The organism is Pantoea sp. NPDC088449 (assembly GCF_044753225.1).
Lineage (GTDB): Bacteria > Pseudomonadota > Gammaproteobacteria > Enterobacterales > Enterobacteriaceae > Pantoea > Pantoea floridensis.
Genome location: NZ_JBIVMT010000002.1, coordinates 23,891 through 39,550, shown reverse-complemented (window position 1 = coordinate 39,550; position 15,660 = coordinate 23,891). Strand labels below are relative to the sequence as shown.

16 protein-coding genes and 1 pseudogene are annotated in these 15,660 nt (G+C 50.6%); 11 read left to right on the top strand and 6 right to left on the bottom strand.

The window, feature by feature from the left end:
* Position 1: 1 nt before the first annotated feature.
* Positions 2-88 (bottom strand): hypothetical protein, encoded by an 87-nt coding sequence (locus tag ACIP6T_RS11485; RefSeq protein WP_370659834.1) that lies wholly within the window; start codon positions 86-88, stop codon positions 2-4.
* 213 nt (positions 89-301) lie between these two features.
* Here ACIP6T_RS11485 and ACIP6T_RS11480 point away from each other — a divergent pair, with 213 nt between their 5' ends.
* The 3 genes from ACIP6T_RS11480 to ACIP6T_RS11470 all read left to right on the top strand — a co-directional run bounded on the left by ACIP6T_RS11480 (position 302) and on the right by ACIP6T_RS11470 (position 1,726).
* Positions 302-556: a hypothetical protein gene (locus ACIP6T_RS11480; RefSeq protein ID WP_097098299.1), complete on the top strand. Its 255-nt coding sequence runs from the start codon at positions 302-304 to the stop codon at positions 554-556.
* Positions 557-797: 241 nt separating this feature from the next.
* Positions 798-1,115 (top strand): hypothetical protein, encoded by a 318-nt coding sequence (locus tag ACIP6T_RS11475; protein WP_400457194.1) that lies wholly within the window; start codon positions 798-800, stop codon positions 1,113-1,115.
* Between the two features lie 38 nt (positions 1,116-1,153).
* Positions 1,154-1,726, top strand: coding sequence for a pyridoxamine 5'-phosphate oxidase family protein (locus ACIP6T_RS11470; protein WP_400457192.1), 573 nt, complete (start codon positions 1,154-1,156; stop codon positions 1,724-1,726).
* A gap of 127 nt (positions 1,727-1,853) precedes the next feature.
* Here ACIP6T_RS11470 and ACIP6T_RS11465 read toward each other — a convergent pair whose 3' ends face one another.
* Entirely contained in the window at positions 1,854-2,660 is an 807-nt protein-coding gene (locus ACIP6T_RS11465) for an OBAP family protein (RefSeq protein WP_400457190.1), read from the bottom strand.
* Between the two features lie 335 nt (positions 2,661-2,995).
* On the opposite strand from ACIP6T_RS11465, the gene ACIP6T_RS11460 reads away from it, so the two are divergent.
* Positions 2,996-4,081, top strand: coding sequence for an aldo/keto reductase (locus tag ACIP6T_RS11460; protein ID WP_400457188.1), 1,086 nt, complete (start codon positions 2,996-2,998; stop codon positions 4,079-4,081).
* A gap of 317 nt (positions 4,082-4,398) precedes the next feature.
* Here ACIP6T_RS11460 and ACIP6T_RS11455 read toward each other — a convergent pair whose 3' ends face one another.
* Positions 4,399-4,602: a general stress protein gene (locus ACIP6T_RS11455; protein WP_064740224.1), complete on the bottom strand. Its 204-nt coding sequence runs from the start codon at positions 4,600-4,602 to the stop codon at positions 4,399-4,401.
* Positions 4,603-5,058: 456 nt separating this feature from the next.
* Here ACIP6T_RS11455 and ACIP6T_RS11450 point away from each other — a divergent pair, with 456 nt between their 5' ends.
* Both ACIP6T_RS11450 and ACIP6T_RS11445 read left to right on the top strand, forming a co-directional pair.
* Positions 5,059-5,565: a DUF892 family protein gene (locus ACIP6T_RS11450; protein ID WP_400457186.1), complete on the top strand. Its 507-nt coding sequence runs from the start codon at positions 5,059-5,061 to the stop codon at positions 5,563-5,565.
* A gap of 203 nt (positions 5,566-5,768) precedes the next feature.
* Positions 5,769-5,951 (top strand): annotated as a pseudogene (locus tag ACIP6T_RS11445) (LysR family transcriptional regulator); the annotation flags it as partial.
* A gap of 6 nt (positions 5,952-5,957) precedes the next feature.
* On the opposite strand, the gene map reads toward ACIP6T_RS11445, so the two are convergent.
* On the bottom strand, positions 5,958-6,740 hold the full coding sequence (map, locus tag ACIP6T_RS11440; protein WP_097098304.1) for a type I methionyl aminopeptidase: 783 nt from the start codon (positions 6,738-6,740) through the stop codon (positions 5,958-5,960).
* On the bottom strand, positions 6,737-6,982 hold the full coding sequence (locus ACIP6T_RS11435; protein WP_097098305.1) for a ParD-like family protein: 246 nt from the start codon (positions 6,980-6,982) through the stop codon (positions 6,737-6,739). The genes map and ACIP6T_RS11435 overlap by 4 nt, the downstream gene beginning before the upstream one ends.
* 232 nt (positions 6,983-7,214) lie before the next feature.
* Between ACIP6T_RS11435 and ACIP6T_RS11430 the strand changes: the two genes are divergently transcribed.
* From ACIP6T_RS11430 to ACIP6T_RS11415, 4 genes are all read left to right on the top strand, one after another.
* Positions 7,215-8,669 carry a sugar porter family MFS transporter gene (locus ACIP6T_RS11430; RefSeq protein WP_097098306.1) on the top strand — a complete coding sequence of 485 codons (1,455 nt, stop codon included), beginning with the start codon at positions 7,215-7,217 and terminating at the stop codon, positions 8,667-8,669.
* Between the two features lie 64 nt (positions 8,670-8,733).
* Complete coding sequence (locus ACIP6T_RS11425) at positions 8,734-9,456, top strand: YoaK family protein (protein WP_097098307.1); 723 nt, start codon at positions 8,734-8,736, stop codon at positions 9,454-9,456.
* 206 nt (positions 9,457-9,662) lie between these two features.
* Positions 9,663-11,525: a PTS beta-glucoside transporter subunit IIABC gene (gene bglF / locus ACIP6T_RS11420; protein ID WP_400457183.1), complete on the top strand. Its 1,863-nt coding sequence runs from the start codon at positions 9,663-9,665 to the stop codon at positions 11,523-11,525.
* A gap of 15 nt (positions 11,526-11,540) precedes the next feature.
* Positions 11,541-12,935, top strand: coding sequence for a glycoside hydrolase family 1 protein (locus ACIP6T_RS11415; RefSeq protein ID WP_400457181.1), 1,395 nt, complete (start codon positions 11,541-11,543; stop codon positions 12,933-12,935).
* 79 nt (positions 12,936-13,014) lie between these two features.
* On the opposite strand, the gene licT is transcribed toward ACIP6T_RS11415, so the two are convergent.
* The gene (licT, locus tag ACIP6T_RS11410; RefSeq protein ID WP_345830177.1) at positions 13,015-13,878 is read right to left on the bottom strand and encodes a BglG family transcription antiterminator LicT; all 864 of its coding nucleotides are present in this window, start codon (positions 13,876-13,878) and stop codon (positions 13,015-13,017) included.
* 294 nt (positions 13,879-14,172) lie between these two features.
* Between licT and fliD the strand changes: the two genes are divergently transcribed.
* Positions 14,173-15,585, top strand: coding sequence for a flagellar filament capping protein FliD (gene fliD / locus ACIP6T_RS11405; protein ID WP_400457179.1), 1,413 nt, complete (start codon positions 14,173-14,175; stop codon positions 15,583-15,585).
* Positions 15,586-15,660: the final 75 nt, after the last annotated feature.

The window sequence follows — 15,660 nt, the reverse complement described above, 5'->3', positions numbered from 1 at the left end:
ATCATTCCTCAGCCAGCCGGATGATTAGTTGCCCTGCCTCCGGGATTACTTCGATCTTCTGGCCAGTCTCAAAGCCAAAATCCGCCATCCAGTGCCCTTTCAGGGTGATGGATGGCGATGGCAGATGTGATCACGATTATAGCCCACGGTATAGCGCCGCGCTTTGTAGTTGAGCCGTATAGTGCTAGACGCTTTGAAAATTATGGAATGACGAGGCGTCGGGAAGTTACAACCCAAACACAAGAAAATCGTGCTTAGAAAATGTTTGATGAGTTAGTAACCAAGAATATAGAGGTAAAAGTTGTCAAAGAATAGCAACATTAAACTAAAAAAAATCATAGCTGATCTTGCTATATTCCTTGATTTTACAAGCGAGAAACAGCTGGCTTCGGATATTTCTGTAGAAATGATGGAGCACATGGCAGCAGAATTACAGCTATTAGGCGCGGAGTATAGAAAAGATATTGTCAGGGGCTTCTTAGTCATATCGTCAGAATATACTGAAGATAAAAGCAAATTCGTGAAGGAATTACCTGATTCATTAGGACTAATTTAAATAGAAAGAACCCGGCTAAGCCGCCGGATTTTTAATATGTCACTTGACCGTCAAATCCACTTCCCGCTGTTGCAACCGGATTACACCCGGCGTAGCAACAGTAATACGTGTCCGTCACGTCATGATTTTATTCGTGAAGAATGCTAATATATTTAACCTTCAGCCACGGTAACGCTTTGGAAATACACACTTCTGATTTAGAATCGTGCCGGACCCATGAATAATCAGTTTAAAGACATCAATGAAAAAAGTAACAGTATCTCAGCTTTTTCTAAGTGGACTTTATTGTGTAATCTGCTTCTTTGTTTTAGCTGTTGCTTTTCGCTATGTATTAACTTATCTCTATACTAATGAGTTATATGCCAGTTCGGGTGATATTTATAAAAACATTGTTAATGAGTTGCGTGGCAGGCATTGGCGGCAGCATAGCCTCCTGGATTATGAAAAAATAGATGAGCGTAAGAAACAGCCTAAATTACCGCAAATTAATCGCGTGGAAGTTTACAGCGTCATCAACGGTACCGCTTGCTTTAATGAGATAAAAAATGATTTATGTTGAGTAAGCGAAACTACTATTAGTATTAGCAGGAATATGTTATGCCACTGTATCTTGAAGACATCGATAACGACGCCTGGAATAAACTGGAGGCGGGAGCCGCTGCCGCTGACTCAGGATTTCACTTCATTACGCTCGGTTCTATAGATGAACAAGGTCATCCACAGGCGAGAACGCTGGTATTACGTCGTGTTGATCGTATGAAGTGTGTTCTGGAGTTTCATACTGATGTGCGCAGCCCTAAATGGCTGGCGCTTTCGGCTCATCCTAAAGTCACAGCCCTTGGCTACTGTAATGAAACACGAATACAGCTCAGACTTTGCGGAACGGTAGAACTGCATGCACAAGGGAGCGAATGTGCCGAGTTAGCGTGGGAACAATTATCGGACAACACCAGAAAAACCTATGCTGGGCCCGCGCCAGGCAGTGATGTTGTTAGTAATAAGTATCATGGCTGTAATACTGACGGCAGTGGCAAAGTTAATTTTGGCGTAATAGTGCTGCACATCAATCTGCTGGACTGGTGTCTATTAGCGAGGGATAACAATCAAAGAGCGTTATTACATTACAGTGCGGCTGGTAAACTCAAAAACTGTAAATGGGTTAATCCGTAATATCCCATGTACAGGCTATTATTAATTTCTTTTGGAGATAGCTCATTATTTTCAGGTAATCGCTCAATTTAACGCACTAATCGGCATGAGCCGCGATACTTTCATACCGCGACCATGCCGACGAATTTCACTGCTTCCCGGAAGCAATTTTACGTTGAGTTTGCTCTGAGGTGCCGAAATGGGTAGTGTCATTGTGCCCGTGTTCAGCGGCCCCTTCCACCAGCTTAAGTTGTACGACATCGCCTTGTTGCCAGGCATCGGCCCCGGCTGCAACGGGACGCGCTATAATATCTTGCCGCTGAGATTTAATCGCTTGGGTATCAGTTTTAAAGCGACGATCGCGATCTTTCAGCAGAGCCGGATCAAGCTGGCCTTCACCGGTAAAGCCCATCATTAGCGCTGGAATACCCAGAGGCAACGTTTTGTTTCTATCGGTGTGCCATGTATGCCAGGTTTTGCCGTAGGTATTTACTATTTTACTCATTAACGCTTTCTCAGCCACCGCAGGCAGGCCAGGCGCAATTAAACTGCCAGACTTAACTTCATATTGATGGCTATGCCAGAGTTTTTTTTCTTCGGGCGGCAACGTTTTAAATAGACGTTCACTAATAATGTATTCGACACCCATTAGCCTCGCATCTTTGGTATTGCTATCATAAATAACAGCCTGCATCACATCGTCATTAAGTACTGTTACATAATGATGTGCTTCCATCTGACCATTTTTGTCCCCATTGTAAAAATGAAACCCATCAAGATAGGCGCTGATGGCTTCCACCGGCGGTCGAGATTGCATCACCTGGGCACCTGTTTCAAGCGTTTGCATTTTGGCAGAGGTTTGATTTCCCGGCAGCGGGGTGTGTGGTGGCGTATTAGCGCCACCGCAAGCGACTAATAGCGGAACGCTAAGCATCATCAGAGGAAAATATTTCATAGAATGTCCACTTAATAAATTGTATGTATAAGATAGACCAATTATGAAGTAGGAACTGAAATAAACGCTTTTAGAACCAAAGTTTATTATTAATGTGTGGCACAAATGATTGTCGCGGATGAAAATGGTGAGCCAGCATGTTCATAGCTATTATAGGGCGGTAATGGCACCAGAAATGTATTAATTATCATCAATGCTTGTTGTTAAGTGATTATTCTCCTGCAGCGATTTGCGTATCGTGCAAACGACTTCTATGCTTTTGGCAAAATGATTTTTAAAGCGTGAAACGATTGCGATTACGATCGCCTTTTTAAAGTTGTAGAGGAGGAAAGTAAATGCAATATAAAAAACTGGGCCATTCGGGTCTACTGGTGTCTCAATGTGTGTTGGGCACAGTTCCATTTGCGGGTAAAGCGGGTTTTGAAAAAACGGGCAACGTGAATGCTGCAGAAGCGCGCAGATTTATCGATATCGCGTTAGATCATGGCGTAAATATGATCGACACGGCCGACCTCTACTCAATGGGGGGCGCTGAAGAGGTTTTAGGTGAGGCGCTGCGAGAAAAACGCGACCAAATCATTCTGGCCAGCAAAGCCAGAAGTCCTCTGGGGCAGGATCCTAATGCCAGTGGAGCAAGTCGTTTTCATTTAATCAAAGCCTGTGAAGCAAGTTTAAAGCGCTTAAAAACCGATCATATCGATCTGTACCAAATTCATAATTGGGATGGCGTAGCCTCGGTAGATGAGACTTTGCGTGCCCTGGAAGATTTGGTTAAAAGCGGCAAGATTCGCTATTTTGGCACATCAAACTACACCGCATGGCAGATGATGAAAACCTTGGGCCATGCGGAAGCACAGCGGCTATTGAAACCCGTCAGCCAGCAAATCTATTACACGCCCGAATCGCGTGAAGCCGAATATGAATTATTGCCGATGGCGCGGGACCAGGATATCGGTACGCTGGTTTGGGGCCCCCTGGGCGAAGGTTTATTAACCGGTGCCGTTGGTCGCAATAAAAAGGCGCCGGCCTCAACTCGCCAGGGCAGCGGATGGCCTGAGCCGTATGTGCATGATATGGAGCATGCATATCGCGTAATCGAGGTGCTGGAGGAAGTGGGAACAGAATTGAACGCTTCGATAGCGCAGACTTGCCTGGCATGGTTAGCCAATCGGCCCGGGATTACATCGTTGATCGTTGGCAATAGAACCGAGACGCATCTACGCGAAAATTTACAGGCCTTCGAGTTAAAACTGAGTGAAGCGCAGCGTAAGCGTATAGAGCAGGTAACGCGTCCCGCTCCTAACTATCCCTATTGGCACCGTTTCACCAGCGGCATGGACCGTATTGACCCTGCTGAACAGCCATTTATTGATGAACATCAGCAAACGTTAGATGGCAGAAAAGATCAGGCAATTAAATAACCTGTTAGTTATCTAATATAAGCGAACCCCAAACGTTTATGGTCAAAAGCAGTGCCAGAATATATCTATCAGCCCATGATTTATTATTAGCCTGCAAATGTAATTTTATCGTTAATAAGCGAAGGGTAAAACCAGGATAAGCGAAGCGGTAAATAGAGTTGGATTGATCAAGAAACAAACAATTAGCGGGGTTTATCTTAGAAAATAACTCTCCTGACGTCGTTGATTCTGTATTTAAGCGAAGCGTAAACACAGGGTCAGGAGAGTGTTGTACAGAAGTAAAACGAAGTTAAACGTGTATTGTCGTTAGGCTAATGTTATTTGCGTCGGCTGATCTTTCCTCCTTTTCTTCCCGCTTCAATGGCACGCTCCGGATCGTTTTTGAAGTTGCCGCTGCTAGCCTGGCCGCCCTTGCGCCCAGCCTCAGCTGCGCGTTCCTTATTCTCTGCGAAGTTACCTGCGCCACCACGACGTTGCGGCTTTTTTTCTTCCTCATCGGGTAGCTTCTTAGCGTCCGTCATTGGTTCTCCTCTCTGTATTAATACCAATGTCATGCAAAATAAAAGTAGTGCCTTTTTTACCAGATTCAAGCCTGGATTAATCTTAAGCCTTAATTTCGTAAAGCTCGATGACCTAACTATCAGTCAATTTTTTATTCATGTCATCATGAAACTTCCATGAACTATGATTATTGTTTTTTTAACGGAAAGAGGGAAGCTTTCTCTTGGAAATAATAAGCGAGACGGTAAGGGTTGTTACATTTAACCCGGGATCGCAAATCTTTGGCTCAATACTTGCGCAGTGGCACTTGCTTGCTACGTTTAATTAATCTGCTTATTCAGCCTTAATTGACGCTTCGCTTATTTTAAGTTTATTAGCCTAAATGAGCCGATGTTTAACCTATCAGGTCGCTAACGAGCAGCAATCTTTCCTCAACGCTGTTTTTTAGCCAGACATCTCATTTCTGGAGCAAATTGATGACTAAGGATTTTGTGTATCTGGATTGGCTGCGCGATGCGCATGCGATGGAAAAGCATGCTGAAGCGATGTTACAAGGAGCCGCTCTGCGTCTGGACGATTTTCCCCTGCTCAAGGCGCGTATTGAGCAGTATCGACACCAGACGCAACAGCAGCACCAGCAGGTCAAAGACGTTCTCAAGCGTTACGATACGAACTGGTCGGCACTGAAAGATGCGTTAGGACGCATGTCGGCGGTTGGACAGGCGGCCAGTGATATGTTGCGGGACGAAGAGGGCGTGCGCATTGCGGTGAGCAGCTACGTGTTCTGCAATTATAAAGTGGCAACCTATACTGCGCTGTTGGCCGCTGCGCAGCAGGCGGAAGACAGTAAAGGCGTCAAAACCTTTCTGCGTATCCTGCAACAGGAGACGCAGATGGCCGATTGGCTGCTCACCCAGCTGCCGGATGTGGCGAATGAGGCGATCATGCATCGCACCGAAGCAGACATATCGAGTGCGATTTAGCTCCACAGCCTGGTCAGTGACGGTGCGTCGCTGACCAGGCTGTTTTTAGTTATCTGCATCCCTCGATAAACTCAAATAAAACCTTTAATCACTATCAACTCGCATATCAGTGAGGCGGAAATCGATAACTGCTCAGATGTTGCTGATTAACGGTCACAGCATCTTTCATTTTCAAAGGCACCGCTATCTCCTTTGCTCAATGATTGCTGGATGTGGTGACCGAAGTTCAGGAGCAGCAGCTGAGCTTTGTGCCGCTAAAAAATAGCGTGATGCGCCCACTCACCTTAGCGCTTTGTACTGCGCCGTCACGCCAGTTATCGCGTGCGGCACAGAGAGTGATTCAGCGCATTACGCAGGTGATTGAGGCGATGACGCCGTCAGCCTGATGCAAATTAGATCGCAGGGTATTCACCGGTGCCTTCCGGCCACGGCGTCAGCAGATCAAAGCCGGTTTCGGTGACGGCGATGGTGTGTTCCCACTGCGCCGACAGCGAACGGTCTTTGGTGACCACGGTCCAGCCATCCGATAACACGCTGGTGCCAGCTTTACCGGCGTTAATCATCGGTTCGATGGTGAAGATCATACCGGCCTGCAGCGCCAGCCCCGCACCCGGCGTGCCGTAGTGCAGGATCTGCGGATCGCCGTGGTAAACCTCGCCAACGCCGTGCCCACAATATTCACGCACCACGGAAAAGCCGGCCTTTTCCGCTACCTGCTGAATCGCTGCGCCAATATCGCCCAGCGTCGCGCCCGGTTTCACTACCTTGATGCCTGCCACCATTGATTCATAGGTGATATCCACCAAGCGCTTAGCGCGAACCGAAGGCTGTCCCACGTAATACATGCGGCTGGTGTCGCCGTACCAGCCATCCTTAATGATACCGACATCAATATTAACGATATCGCCATCCTTGAGCTTTTTCTCACCGGGAATGCCGTGACAGACCACGTGATTTACCGAGGTACAGGTGGTGCGCGTGTAGCCGTGATAGCCGATATTTGCCGGCACCACGTTCAGCTCATTCACGATGTATTCGTGGCAGATAGCATCCAGTTCATCGGTGGTGACGCCCGGTTTGACAAAAGGCGTAATGATTTCCAGCACTTTAGCGGCAGCATGCCCGGCGGCGCGCGCCAGTTCGATCTCTTCAGCAGTATGCAGTTTGATACTCATTGCGCGATTCCCTGCGGAGTAAATGAAGGTTGCTCGAGCAGCTGCGCTAAATCAGCACCGCTGTCGCGTTCAACGCGCATCAGTAAGCGCGTCAGTTCCTGATGATTGAGTGCCGGATAAATCTCGGCGAGCATGCCGATTTTCATCCAGTGTTCTGCCTGTGCGTTGATAGAACGGCTGAGTGCGGTACTGCCAATGCGCAGATTTTCATGCATTAAATCGGAGATTTTGACGATGCCCATGATGTAGCCTGTATATGAAACGTATGCATTATGTATATAGCTTACGCTGAGTCGCGTCGTTATAGCAAGTCCATTGCTGACCTTATCAATCAGAGGTATTTACTTCCTGTTAGCAATTACCATCTATTTAACAGTGACCTTCGTCACATTTTGAAAATCCTGTCTATACTTCTGCCTTTTGGGTATTTCGCCTTTGCGCTTATCGGGCGCGTTCAATATGCAGGGATTTGGAATGGAAACATCGCAGCAAAACAATGAAGATGATTCAGCACTAAGCAATCTTACTGTCAAACAACGCTTATTCTTTGTGGTGTTGGTGGCGACCATGGGCGCGCTGGCGTTTGGTTATGACACCGGCATCATCTCCGGTGCCTTGCCGTATATGACCTTGCCACCCGATCAGGGTGGTCTCGATCTCACGCCGTTTACCGAAGGATTAGTGACGTCGTCGCTGATTTTTGGTGCTGCACTCGGCGCTTTTCTCAGCGGCTATTTCTCAGACCGCTTTGGCCGTCGTATCACGTTGCGCAGCCTGGCGTTGATCTTTGTCGCCGGCGCAATCGGCACCGCGCTGGCACCTAATCTGCACGTTATGGTGGCAATGCGTTTCTTGCTTGGGATCGCAGTTGGTGGTGGTTCATCAACGGTACCGGTATTCATTGCAGAAATTGCTGGGCCTAAACGCCGCGCACCGCTGGTGAGCCGTAACGAGCTGATGATCGTTTCCGGCCAGCTGCTGGCCTATGTGGTGAGCGCCTTGATGAGCTATCTGCTTAATGATTCGCATATGTGGCGCTATATGCTGGCGCTGGCGATGATTCCGGGCGCGCTGCTATTTATCGGCACCTTCTTTGTCCCGGCCTCGCCGCACTGGATGGTGGCGGAAGGGCGCATCAAAGAAGCGAGCCGTATCCTGCACAAGCTGCGTGAAACACCGCGGGAAGTGAAAAAGGAGATGGCGGAGATGCGCCAGCACGCTAAAGCGTCACGGCAGGGGCCATCTGCTCGCGAGCTGTTACAGCAGAAGTGGGTGCTGAGGCTGTTGCTGGTGGGCGCTGGACTGGGCATTGTTATCCAGTTCACCGGCGTGAATGCATTCATGTATTACACCCCGGTGATTTTGAAGACCACCGGCATGGGCACCAACGCCTCGATTGCCGCCACCATCGGCAACGGCGTGGTATCGGTGATTGCTACCATCGTCGGTATCAAAGCGGTGGGGCGATTTGGTCGTCGCACCATGCTGATGACTGGTTTGACAGTGGTGATCGCCATGCAGCTGGCACTGGGCTGCGTACTGTTGCTGATGCCACAAGATATGACGCAAAGTATGTTCGCATTAGCGGCAATTCTGGTGTTCCTGTTCTTTATGCAGATGTGCATTTCGCCGGTTTACTGGTTGCTGATGTCGGAACTGTTCCCGATGAAATTGCGCGGAGTATTGACGGGTGCAGCCGTTTCGTTCCAGTGGATCTGTAATGCGGCCGTCGCGTTTGCGTTTCCGCCGCTGCTGGCCGCCACCGGCAATGGCGCGTTCTTCATTTTTGCGGCGATCAATGTGGGTTCACTGATCTTCGTCATCACCATGCTGCCGGAAACCAAAGGCAAATCGCTTGAGCAGATTGAGAAAGAGATGCGTGAGCGTTTTAGCGAGCAGGATCAGGAAGCCGCCGACGGCGTAGCATAGCAGCACTTGAGAATTCCTGGCGCTGGGAGGAAGATACGCATCTTTGCCCGGGCCAGGAACTCCCATGCTGATCACCGCCGAAAACACGCGCACTTTCAATACCGACATTCGCCTGGCCTGCACCCTGGCTGCGGTTGCCGGTGCCCTCAACACCGCAGCGTTTGAAACGGTCGGCTTTTTCTCAGCGAATATGACCGGCAATGTCTCTTCTCTCTCCGATCACCTGGCAAAAGCCAACCTGCACGTTGGCCTGTTTTTTCTGCTTATCGTACTGCTGTTTATCGCCGGCTCTTCCATCTCCACGTTGATTATCAATTCCGGCAGAAGACGCCAGATTCGCGGTATTTACGCCATTAATATCCTGATTGAAGGGCTCGCTTTGCTGCTGCTGGGAACGGTTGAAATCGGGTTCCGGTTCAGCGGCTCTGGGGTGCTGTTGGTGCTGAGCCTGAGCTTCCTGATGGGCTTGCAGAATGCGGTGGTGACGCGCATTTCCAACGCGCGCGTTCGCACCACGCACGTCTCTGGCACCGCCACCGATATCGGCATTGAACTGGCAATGTTGTTCGATGTGCTGCGCCGTAAAGAGTCGCCGAAAGATGCACCACTCTATATCGAGCGTTTAAAACTGCACTTTTACACCGTGCTGGCCTTTCTGGGCGGCGGTGTATTGGGGATCTGGTTGCTACAGCTGATGAGTTATTTACTGCTGATCGTGATTGGCGCGCTGCTCACCGTACTTGCGTTAACGGCGCTCAAACGCTCTGGTTCGATGATTCATCTTTGAGTTAATCGGTGATGTACTTCACACTTCTCCGCTGCCCTTGCTGAATCCGCTTGCCACCGTGGCTGCGCTGTAAGCAAGATAGTCCGCGTTAAGGATTGTTACTGTTCGGCAGGCAAAACCTGAGGCGCGCCCTTTTTCATCTGAAGAGGGCGCGCCTCAGGTTTTTTTTTGCGCGAAATTCGGGGCATGGTTCAGGAGAAAGGGTGATGCAATATCAGGAACTGGCGGATGAGATTGTGGCGGGCGTCGGCGGCAAAGACAATATTATCAGCGTAATGCACTGTGCCACGCGTTTGCGTTTCAAACTAAAAAATAGCCAAATCGCGCATACCACCGCGTTAAAAAATAATCCCGGCGTGATTATGGTGGTGGAGAGTGGCGGGCAATATCAGGTGGTGATCGGCAATCAGGTTGCGGAAGTTTATCGGGCGCTGACATCACGCCACGCGCTGGATAATCAAAGCGACCTCGCCGATAACGCTGCGGCGCTGGGCCTGTTCGGCCGCTTTATCGATCTGGTTTCCGGGATCTTTACGCCGTTTATCGGCGTAATGATTGCTACCGGTATCATTAAAGGCTTACTGGCGCTGGCATTAGTCGTCGGCGTGATGGATGCCAATAGCGGCAGCTACAAGGTACTGTTTGTCGCCAGCGATGGCTTGTTCTACTTCCTGCCGATTTTGCTGGGCTACAGCGCGGGGAAAAAATTCGGCGGCAATCCGTTTGTCAGCATGGCGATTGCCGCCGCGCTGGTACATCCGGTGATTCTCGAGGTGCTGCAACAGCAGCAGCAAGGTAAATCACTGACGTTTTTAGGCGTGCCTCTCGACGTGCTTAACTACAGCGCATCGGTGATTCCCATCATCTTCGCAGCCTGGGTTTCTAGTTTACTCGAGCGCTGGATCCATCCACGCTCGCCCAGCGCAGTGCGTAACTTCACTACGCCACTGTGCTGCCTGATCATCACCGTGCCGCTCACCTTTCTTGCCATAGGACCGGCGGCGACCTGGCTCAGCCGGATGCTGGCGGAAGGTTATTTGGCCATCTACAGCCTGAGTCCAATGATTGCCGGTGCGGTGATGGGTGCGATTTGGCAAGTGTGCGTGATTTTCGGTCTGCACTGGGGATTAGTGCCCATCATGCTGAATAATCTCGCTAACTTTGGCCACGATACGCTGCTGCCGCTGTTACTGCCTGCCGTGCTGGGGCAGGCGGGCGCAACGCTGGGGATTTTCCTGCGTACCCGCGAAGCGAAACTCAAAGCGGTGGCGGGCTCGGCATTCACCGCCAGCATTTTTGGTATCACCGAACCGGCGGTATACGGCGTGACGCTGCCGCGCCGTCGCCCCTTTATCTTTGGCTGCATTGGCGGTGCAGTGGGCGCGGCCATTCTCGGTTACTGGCATACCACTATTTACTCCTTTGGCTTCCCAAGCGTGTTCACCTTCATTCAGGTGGTGCCAAACAGCGGCATTGATGCCAGCGTACTGGCGGCGTTTGCTGGAGCGGCGCTGGCGCTGCTGTTTGCCTGCGTCATGACCTATCTGTTTGGCCTGAGCGAGCCGCTTCCTGAAGCACCTTCCGAACCGGCTGCAACGCCTACAACCCTGACGCAACGTGAAAGCGTGGTGAGTCCCATGGCTGGCGATGTGATTCCGTTGGAGCATGTCAACGATGAGACCTTCGCCAGCGGTTTGCTGGGCAAAGGCGCCGCGATTCTTCCACAGCAGGGACGCGTGGTTTCTCCAGTTAATGGCGTGGTGTCGTCGATGTTCCGTACCGGCCATGCGATAGGGTTAACGTCAGCGCTAGGCGCGGAAGTACTGATTCACGTCGGTCTCGATACCGTGAAGCTTGAGGGGCGCTATTTTCGCCCGCAGGTGCAAAACGATCGGCCGGTAAAAGTGGGGGATGTGCTGCTGGAATTCGACCTCGAGGCCATCAAAGCCGCAGGTTATGACCTCACGACGCCGGTGCTGGTGAGTAACAGCGATGAGTTTATCGACGTATTAACCCTGAGCCGCGCGGCGGTGAGCGAAGGCGCTCCGCTGCTGGCGGTGTTGAAATAACGAAGGAGCAAGCAGATGACTAAACGTTTTCCGGATGGATTTTTATGGGGTGGCGCCGTTGCCGCCAATCAGGTTGAAGGCGCTTATCGTGAAGGTGGCAAAGGCTTATCAACTTCCGATCTGCAGCCTAAAGGCATTTTTGGTGCGCGCGTTGAGCGCAGCGGTGATGACTTTGGCATTAAAGATACCGCCATCGATTTCTACCACCGCTTCCCGGAAGATATCAAATTGTTCGCGGAAATGGGCTTTACCGTATTGCGCACTTCCATTGCCTGGACGCGCATTTTCCCACAGGGCGATGAAGCAGAGCCGAATGAAGCGGGCCTGGCCTATTACGATCGCCTGTTTGATGAGATGGCGAAATATAACATCACCCCACTAGTGACGTTGTCACATTATGAAATGCCGTACGGCCTGGTGAAGCAGTATGGTGGCTGGGGGAACCGCATTACTATCGATTGTTTTGAGCGCTATGCGCGTGCGGTGTTCACCCGCTTCCAGCACAAGGTGAAACTGTGGCTGACCTTTAATGAGATCAATATGTCGCTACACGCGCCGTTTACCGGCGTGGGTCTGCCTGAAGAGAGCGATCGGCAGGCGATTTATCAGGCCATCCATCATCAGCTGGTGGCGAGTGGTCGCGCGGTGAAAGCTTGTCATGAGATTGTTAAGGACGGCAAAATCGGCAACATGCTGCTTGGCGCGCTGCTTTATCCGCTGAGTTGCCGTCCAGCGGACGGGCTGGAAACCCTGCAGCAAAACCGCGAGTGGCTGTTCTTTGGCGATGTACAGGTGCGCGGCGCGTATCCCGCTTATATGAAGCGTTTCTTTGCCGACCGCGGTATTTCAATCACAATCACTGAAGCAGACAAGCGTGACCTGCAACATACCGTCGATTACATCTCCTTCAGCTATTACATGACCGGCTGCGTCACCACCAATGAAGAGGATAACCAGAAAGCGCGCGGCAATATTCTCTCGATGGTGCCAAACCCGCATTTGCCGAGTTCCGAATGGGGTTGGCAGATCGATCCAGAAGGGCTGCGCATTTTGCTGAATATGCTGTATGACCGTTATCAGAAGCCGTTGTTTATCGTGGAAAACGGGTTGGGCGCCAAAGATGTGGTAGCGGCGGATGGCAGCATTGAGGATGATTACCGCATTCAGTATCTCAACGATCATCTGGTGCAGGTGCGGGAAGCCATTGAAGATGGTGTTGACGTGCTGGGTTATACCTGCTGGGGACCAATTGACCTGGTTAGCGCGTCTAAAGCGGAGTTTTCAAAACGCTACGGCTTTATTTATGTTGATCGTGATGATGCGGGCAACGGTAGCCTGGCGCGCTCGCGCAAGAAAAGCTTCTTCTGGTATCAGGATGTGATTCGTAGCCACGGTGAAGCGCTGAAATAAAGTGGGTGGTCGCCATAAACCCGGTGCGCATGAATGCGCACCCTACGAAAACCTCGCCTCACAATAGTAGGGTCGCCACTTAAGCTTCGTCGGCATCTTCCTGCAACGCCAGCGTCTCTTTACGCACTCGTTCAATATGAATTGTCAGAAACATGCGCTCTTCGCTGGAGAGCGCATACAGATATTTCTGCTGAATATGCTTATCGATCTTCACCGCACATTGATAGGCGAGTGGATATTTGTCGCGCACCACATCATGCAGTGATTCATCTTCACTACACACGCCGCGCTTGCCCAGCATGCGCTGGGCGAAGAATTTCAAATGGTTGACGAAACGGTTATAGCTGAGGCTGTCGGTGCGGTAATCAAGCTGCAGTCGATATTTTACAATATGCAGGATCTCCTGCATAAATTGCGTCACGTGCGACACATCGGTGAAGTCGCTGCCGAGTTGCGCATTCACCAGATGCAGGGCAATAAACCCGGCTTCATCCTCTGGCAATTCCACACCCAGCCGCTGTTGAATCAGCGCCAGCGCCGCTACGCCAAGGGAAAATTCCTTTGGATAAAGGGTTTTAATTTCCCACTTCAGCACGTTGCGAATGGCGATGCCTTGTTGATGACGCTCAATTGCAAAGTGGCAGTGATCGCAGAGTGCGATGGAGAGACTTTCATGCAGCGGCTGGCCAAGCTGTTGACGCGCATTAGCGATGATCAGCTCGCTGGTGGTGATCACCTCAAGCGGGATGTCTGAAAGCAGCTCGCTGAGCCTGCCGGTTAAGGCGTCGCTTTGCAAAGCGAACACTTTCTCAATCTGCTGCGCATCTAACTCATCACCTACGCGTTTCTGAAACGCCAAACCGCGTCCCATCACCACCTGCTCTTTACCGTGGTCGCCCAGCACCACCGCAACGTTGTTATTGAGGATTTTCGCGATTTTCATTGTCATCAGCCCTGAAAAATAAAAAACCCGACCCACCGGGAGGACGGCGTGTCAGGTTTTGCCTGCGCTAAGCGCAGTAACAATCCCGCGAGATCATAATCGGCCTGGGTTTAGCGACAAGCACAGCGACCACTAAATGTGAGTTACATCATGTTTTCTCAGTGATGGCGTTATCGGGCGATCGTATTGATTTTACAACCGTAAGGATATTGTAAGGATTTAATCAGCTTTCTTTAAAGTTTGCGTTAAGGCTGCCGATAGTACCGTAACGTTAAATTAACAGGAGTTGCGTACATGACTGGGATTTCAACTTTAGGCGTCGGTTCAGGATTGGGTTTGAGCACCATCCTCGACAAATTGACTGCAGCAGAAAAACAATCGCTGGCACCGATTTCAAAACAACAATCCGCCGCGACCGCAAAATTATCCGCTTACGGCACGCTGAAAACCGCGATTCAAACTTTCCAGACGGCGAACAGTAAGTTAAACGATGCCGCGCTCTACACCGCTACAACGACCACCTCCAGCTCCAACGCATTCAGTGCTGATACCAACGGCAATGCGCTGCCGGGCAAATACACCATTAGCGTGCAGCATCTGGCGCAATCGCAGACGCTAACCAGCGCCGCGCAAACCGATATTAAAGCGGCGATTGGCAGCGATGCAGCCTCAAGAACCATGAAGTTTGTCACAGCCGATGGCAAAGAGAAGAGCATCACGCTGAGCAAAGATCAGACGTCGCTCTCATCTATTCGTGACACCATTAACAAATCCAACGTAGGCGTCACCGCCAGCCTGATTAAGGTATCGGCGACCGAATACCGTTTGTCTCTGAGCTCAACGGCATCGGGTACGGCGAATGCCGTGAAATCGCTGAGCGTCACCGGTGATGACACTTTGCACGGCTTTATCGGTTTCGATGCAGCTGATACGGCAAACAGCGGAATGACGCAGAGCGTTGCCGCGCAGAATGCCAGCCTGACCGTGAATAATGTGGCGATTGAGAGCAGCAGCAATACCATCACTGATGCGGTGGAAGGGATTACGCTGCGGTTGAATGATGAAACCACGGGTAATCAAACCCTGACGGTGAGCAGCGATACCAATAAAGCCAAAACGGCCATTACCGAGTGGGTGAATGCTTATAACTCGCTGCAGGATACGATGGCAGGCCTGACGAAATATACCGCAGTGGATGCAGGTAAAGATCCAGATAGCAAAAACGGTGCGCTGCTGGGTGATGGCACGCTGCGCAATATTCAGGTGCAGATGAAAAGCATTTTGGCGAATACGTCTGGCTCGAACGTGTACAAGACCTTATCGCAGGCGGGCATCACCACCGATCCAACGGACGGTAAACTGAAACTGGATGCCAACAAACTCACCAGTAGCCTGCAAGTGAAACCGGATGCGGTGCGTGACATGTTCACGGGCGATGGCAAGAAAACCGGCGTTTCAACGGTGCTGAATACCACGTTCACGGCATTCCTCAGCAGTAAAGGCGTACTGCAGGGCGCGACGGATACCATCAGCAAAAAACTCAACACGTTAACCGAGCAATACAACACCGCCAGTAAACGCATTGATGACACGATTGCGCGCTATAAAAAGCAGTTCACCAACTTGGATAAGATGGTTAGCGTGTTGAATAACACCAGCAATTATCTCACCGAGCAGTTCAGCACCACATCGAAGAATAACAAGTGATGTGAGCGGAGTGGGTAAGGTTTGCGGAGAGTCGCCATTTATGGCGACTTTTTGGTTTTGGGGTGGTGCGGGAGG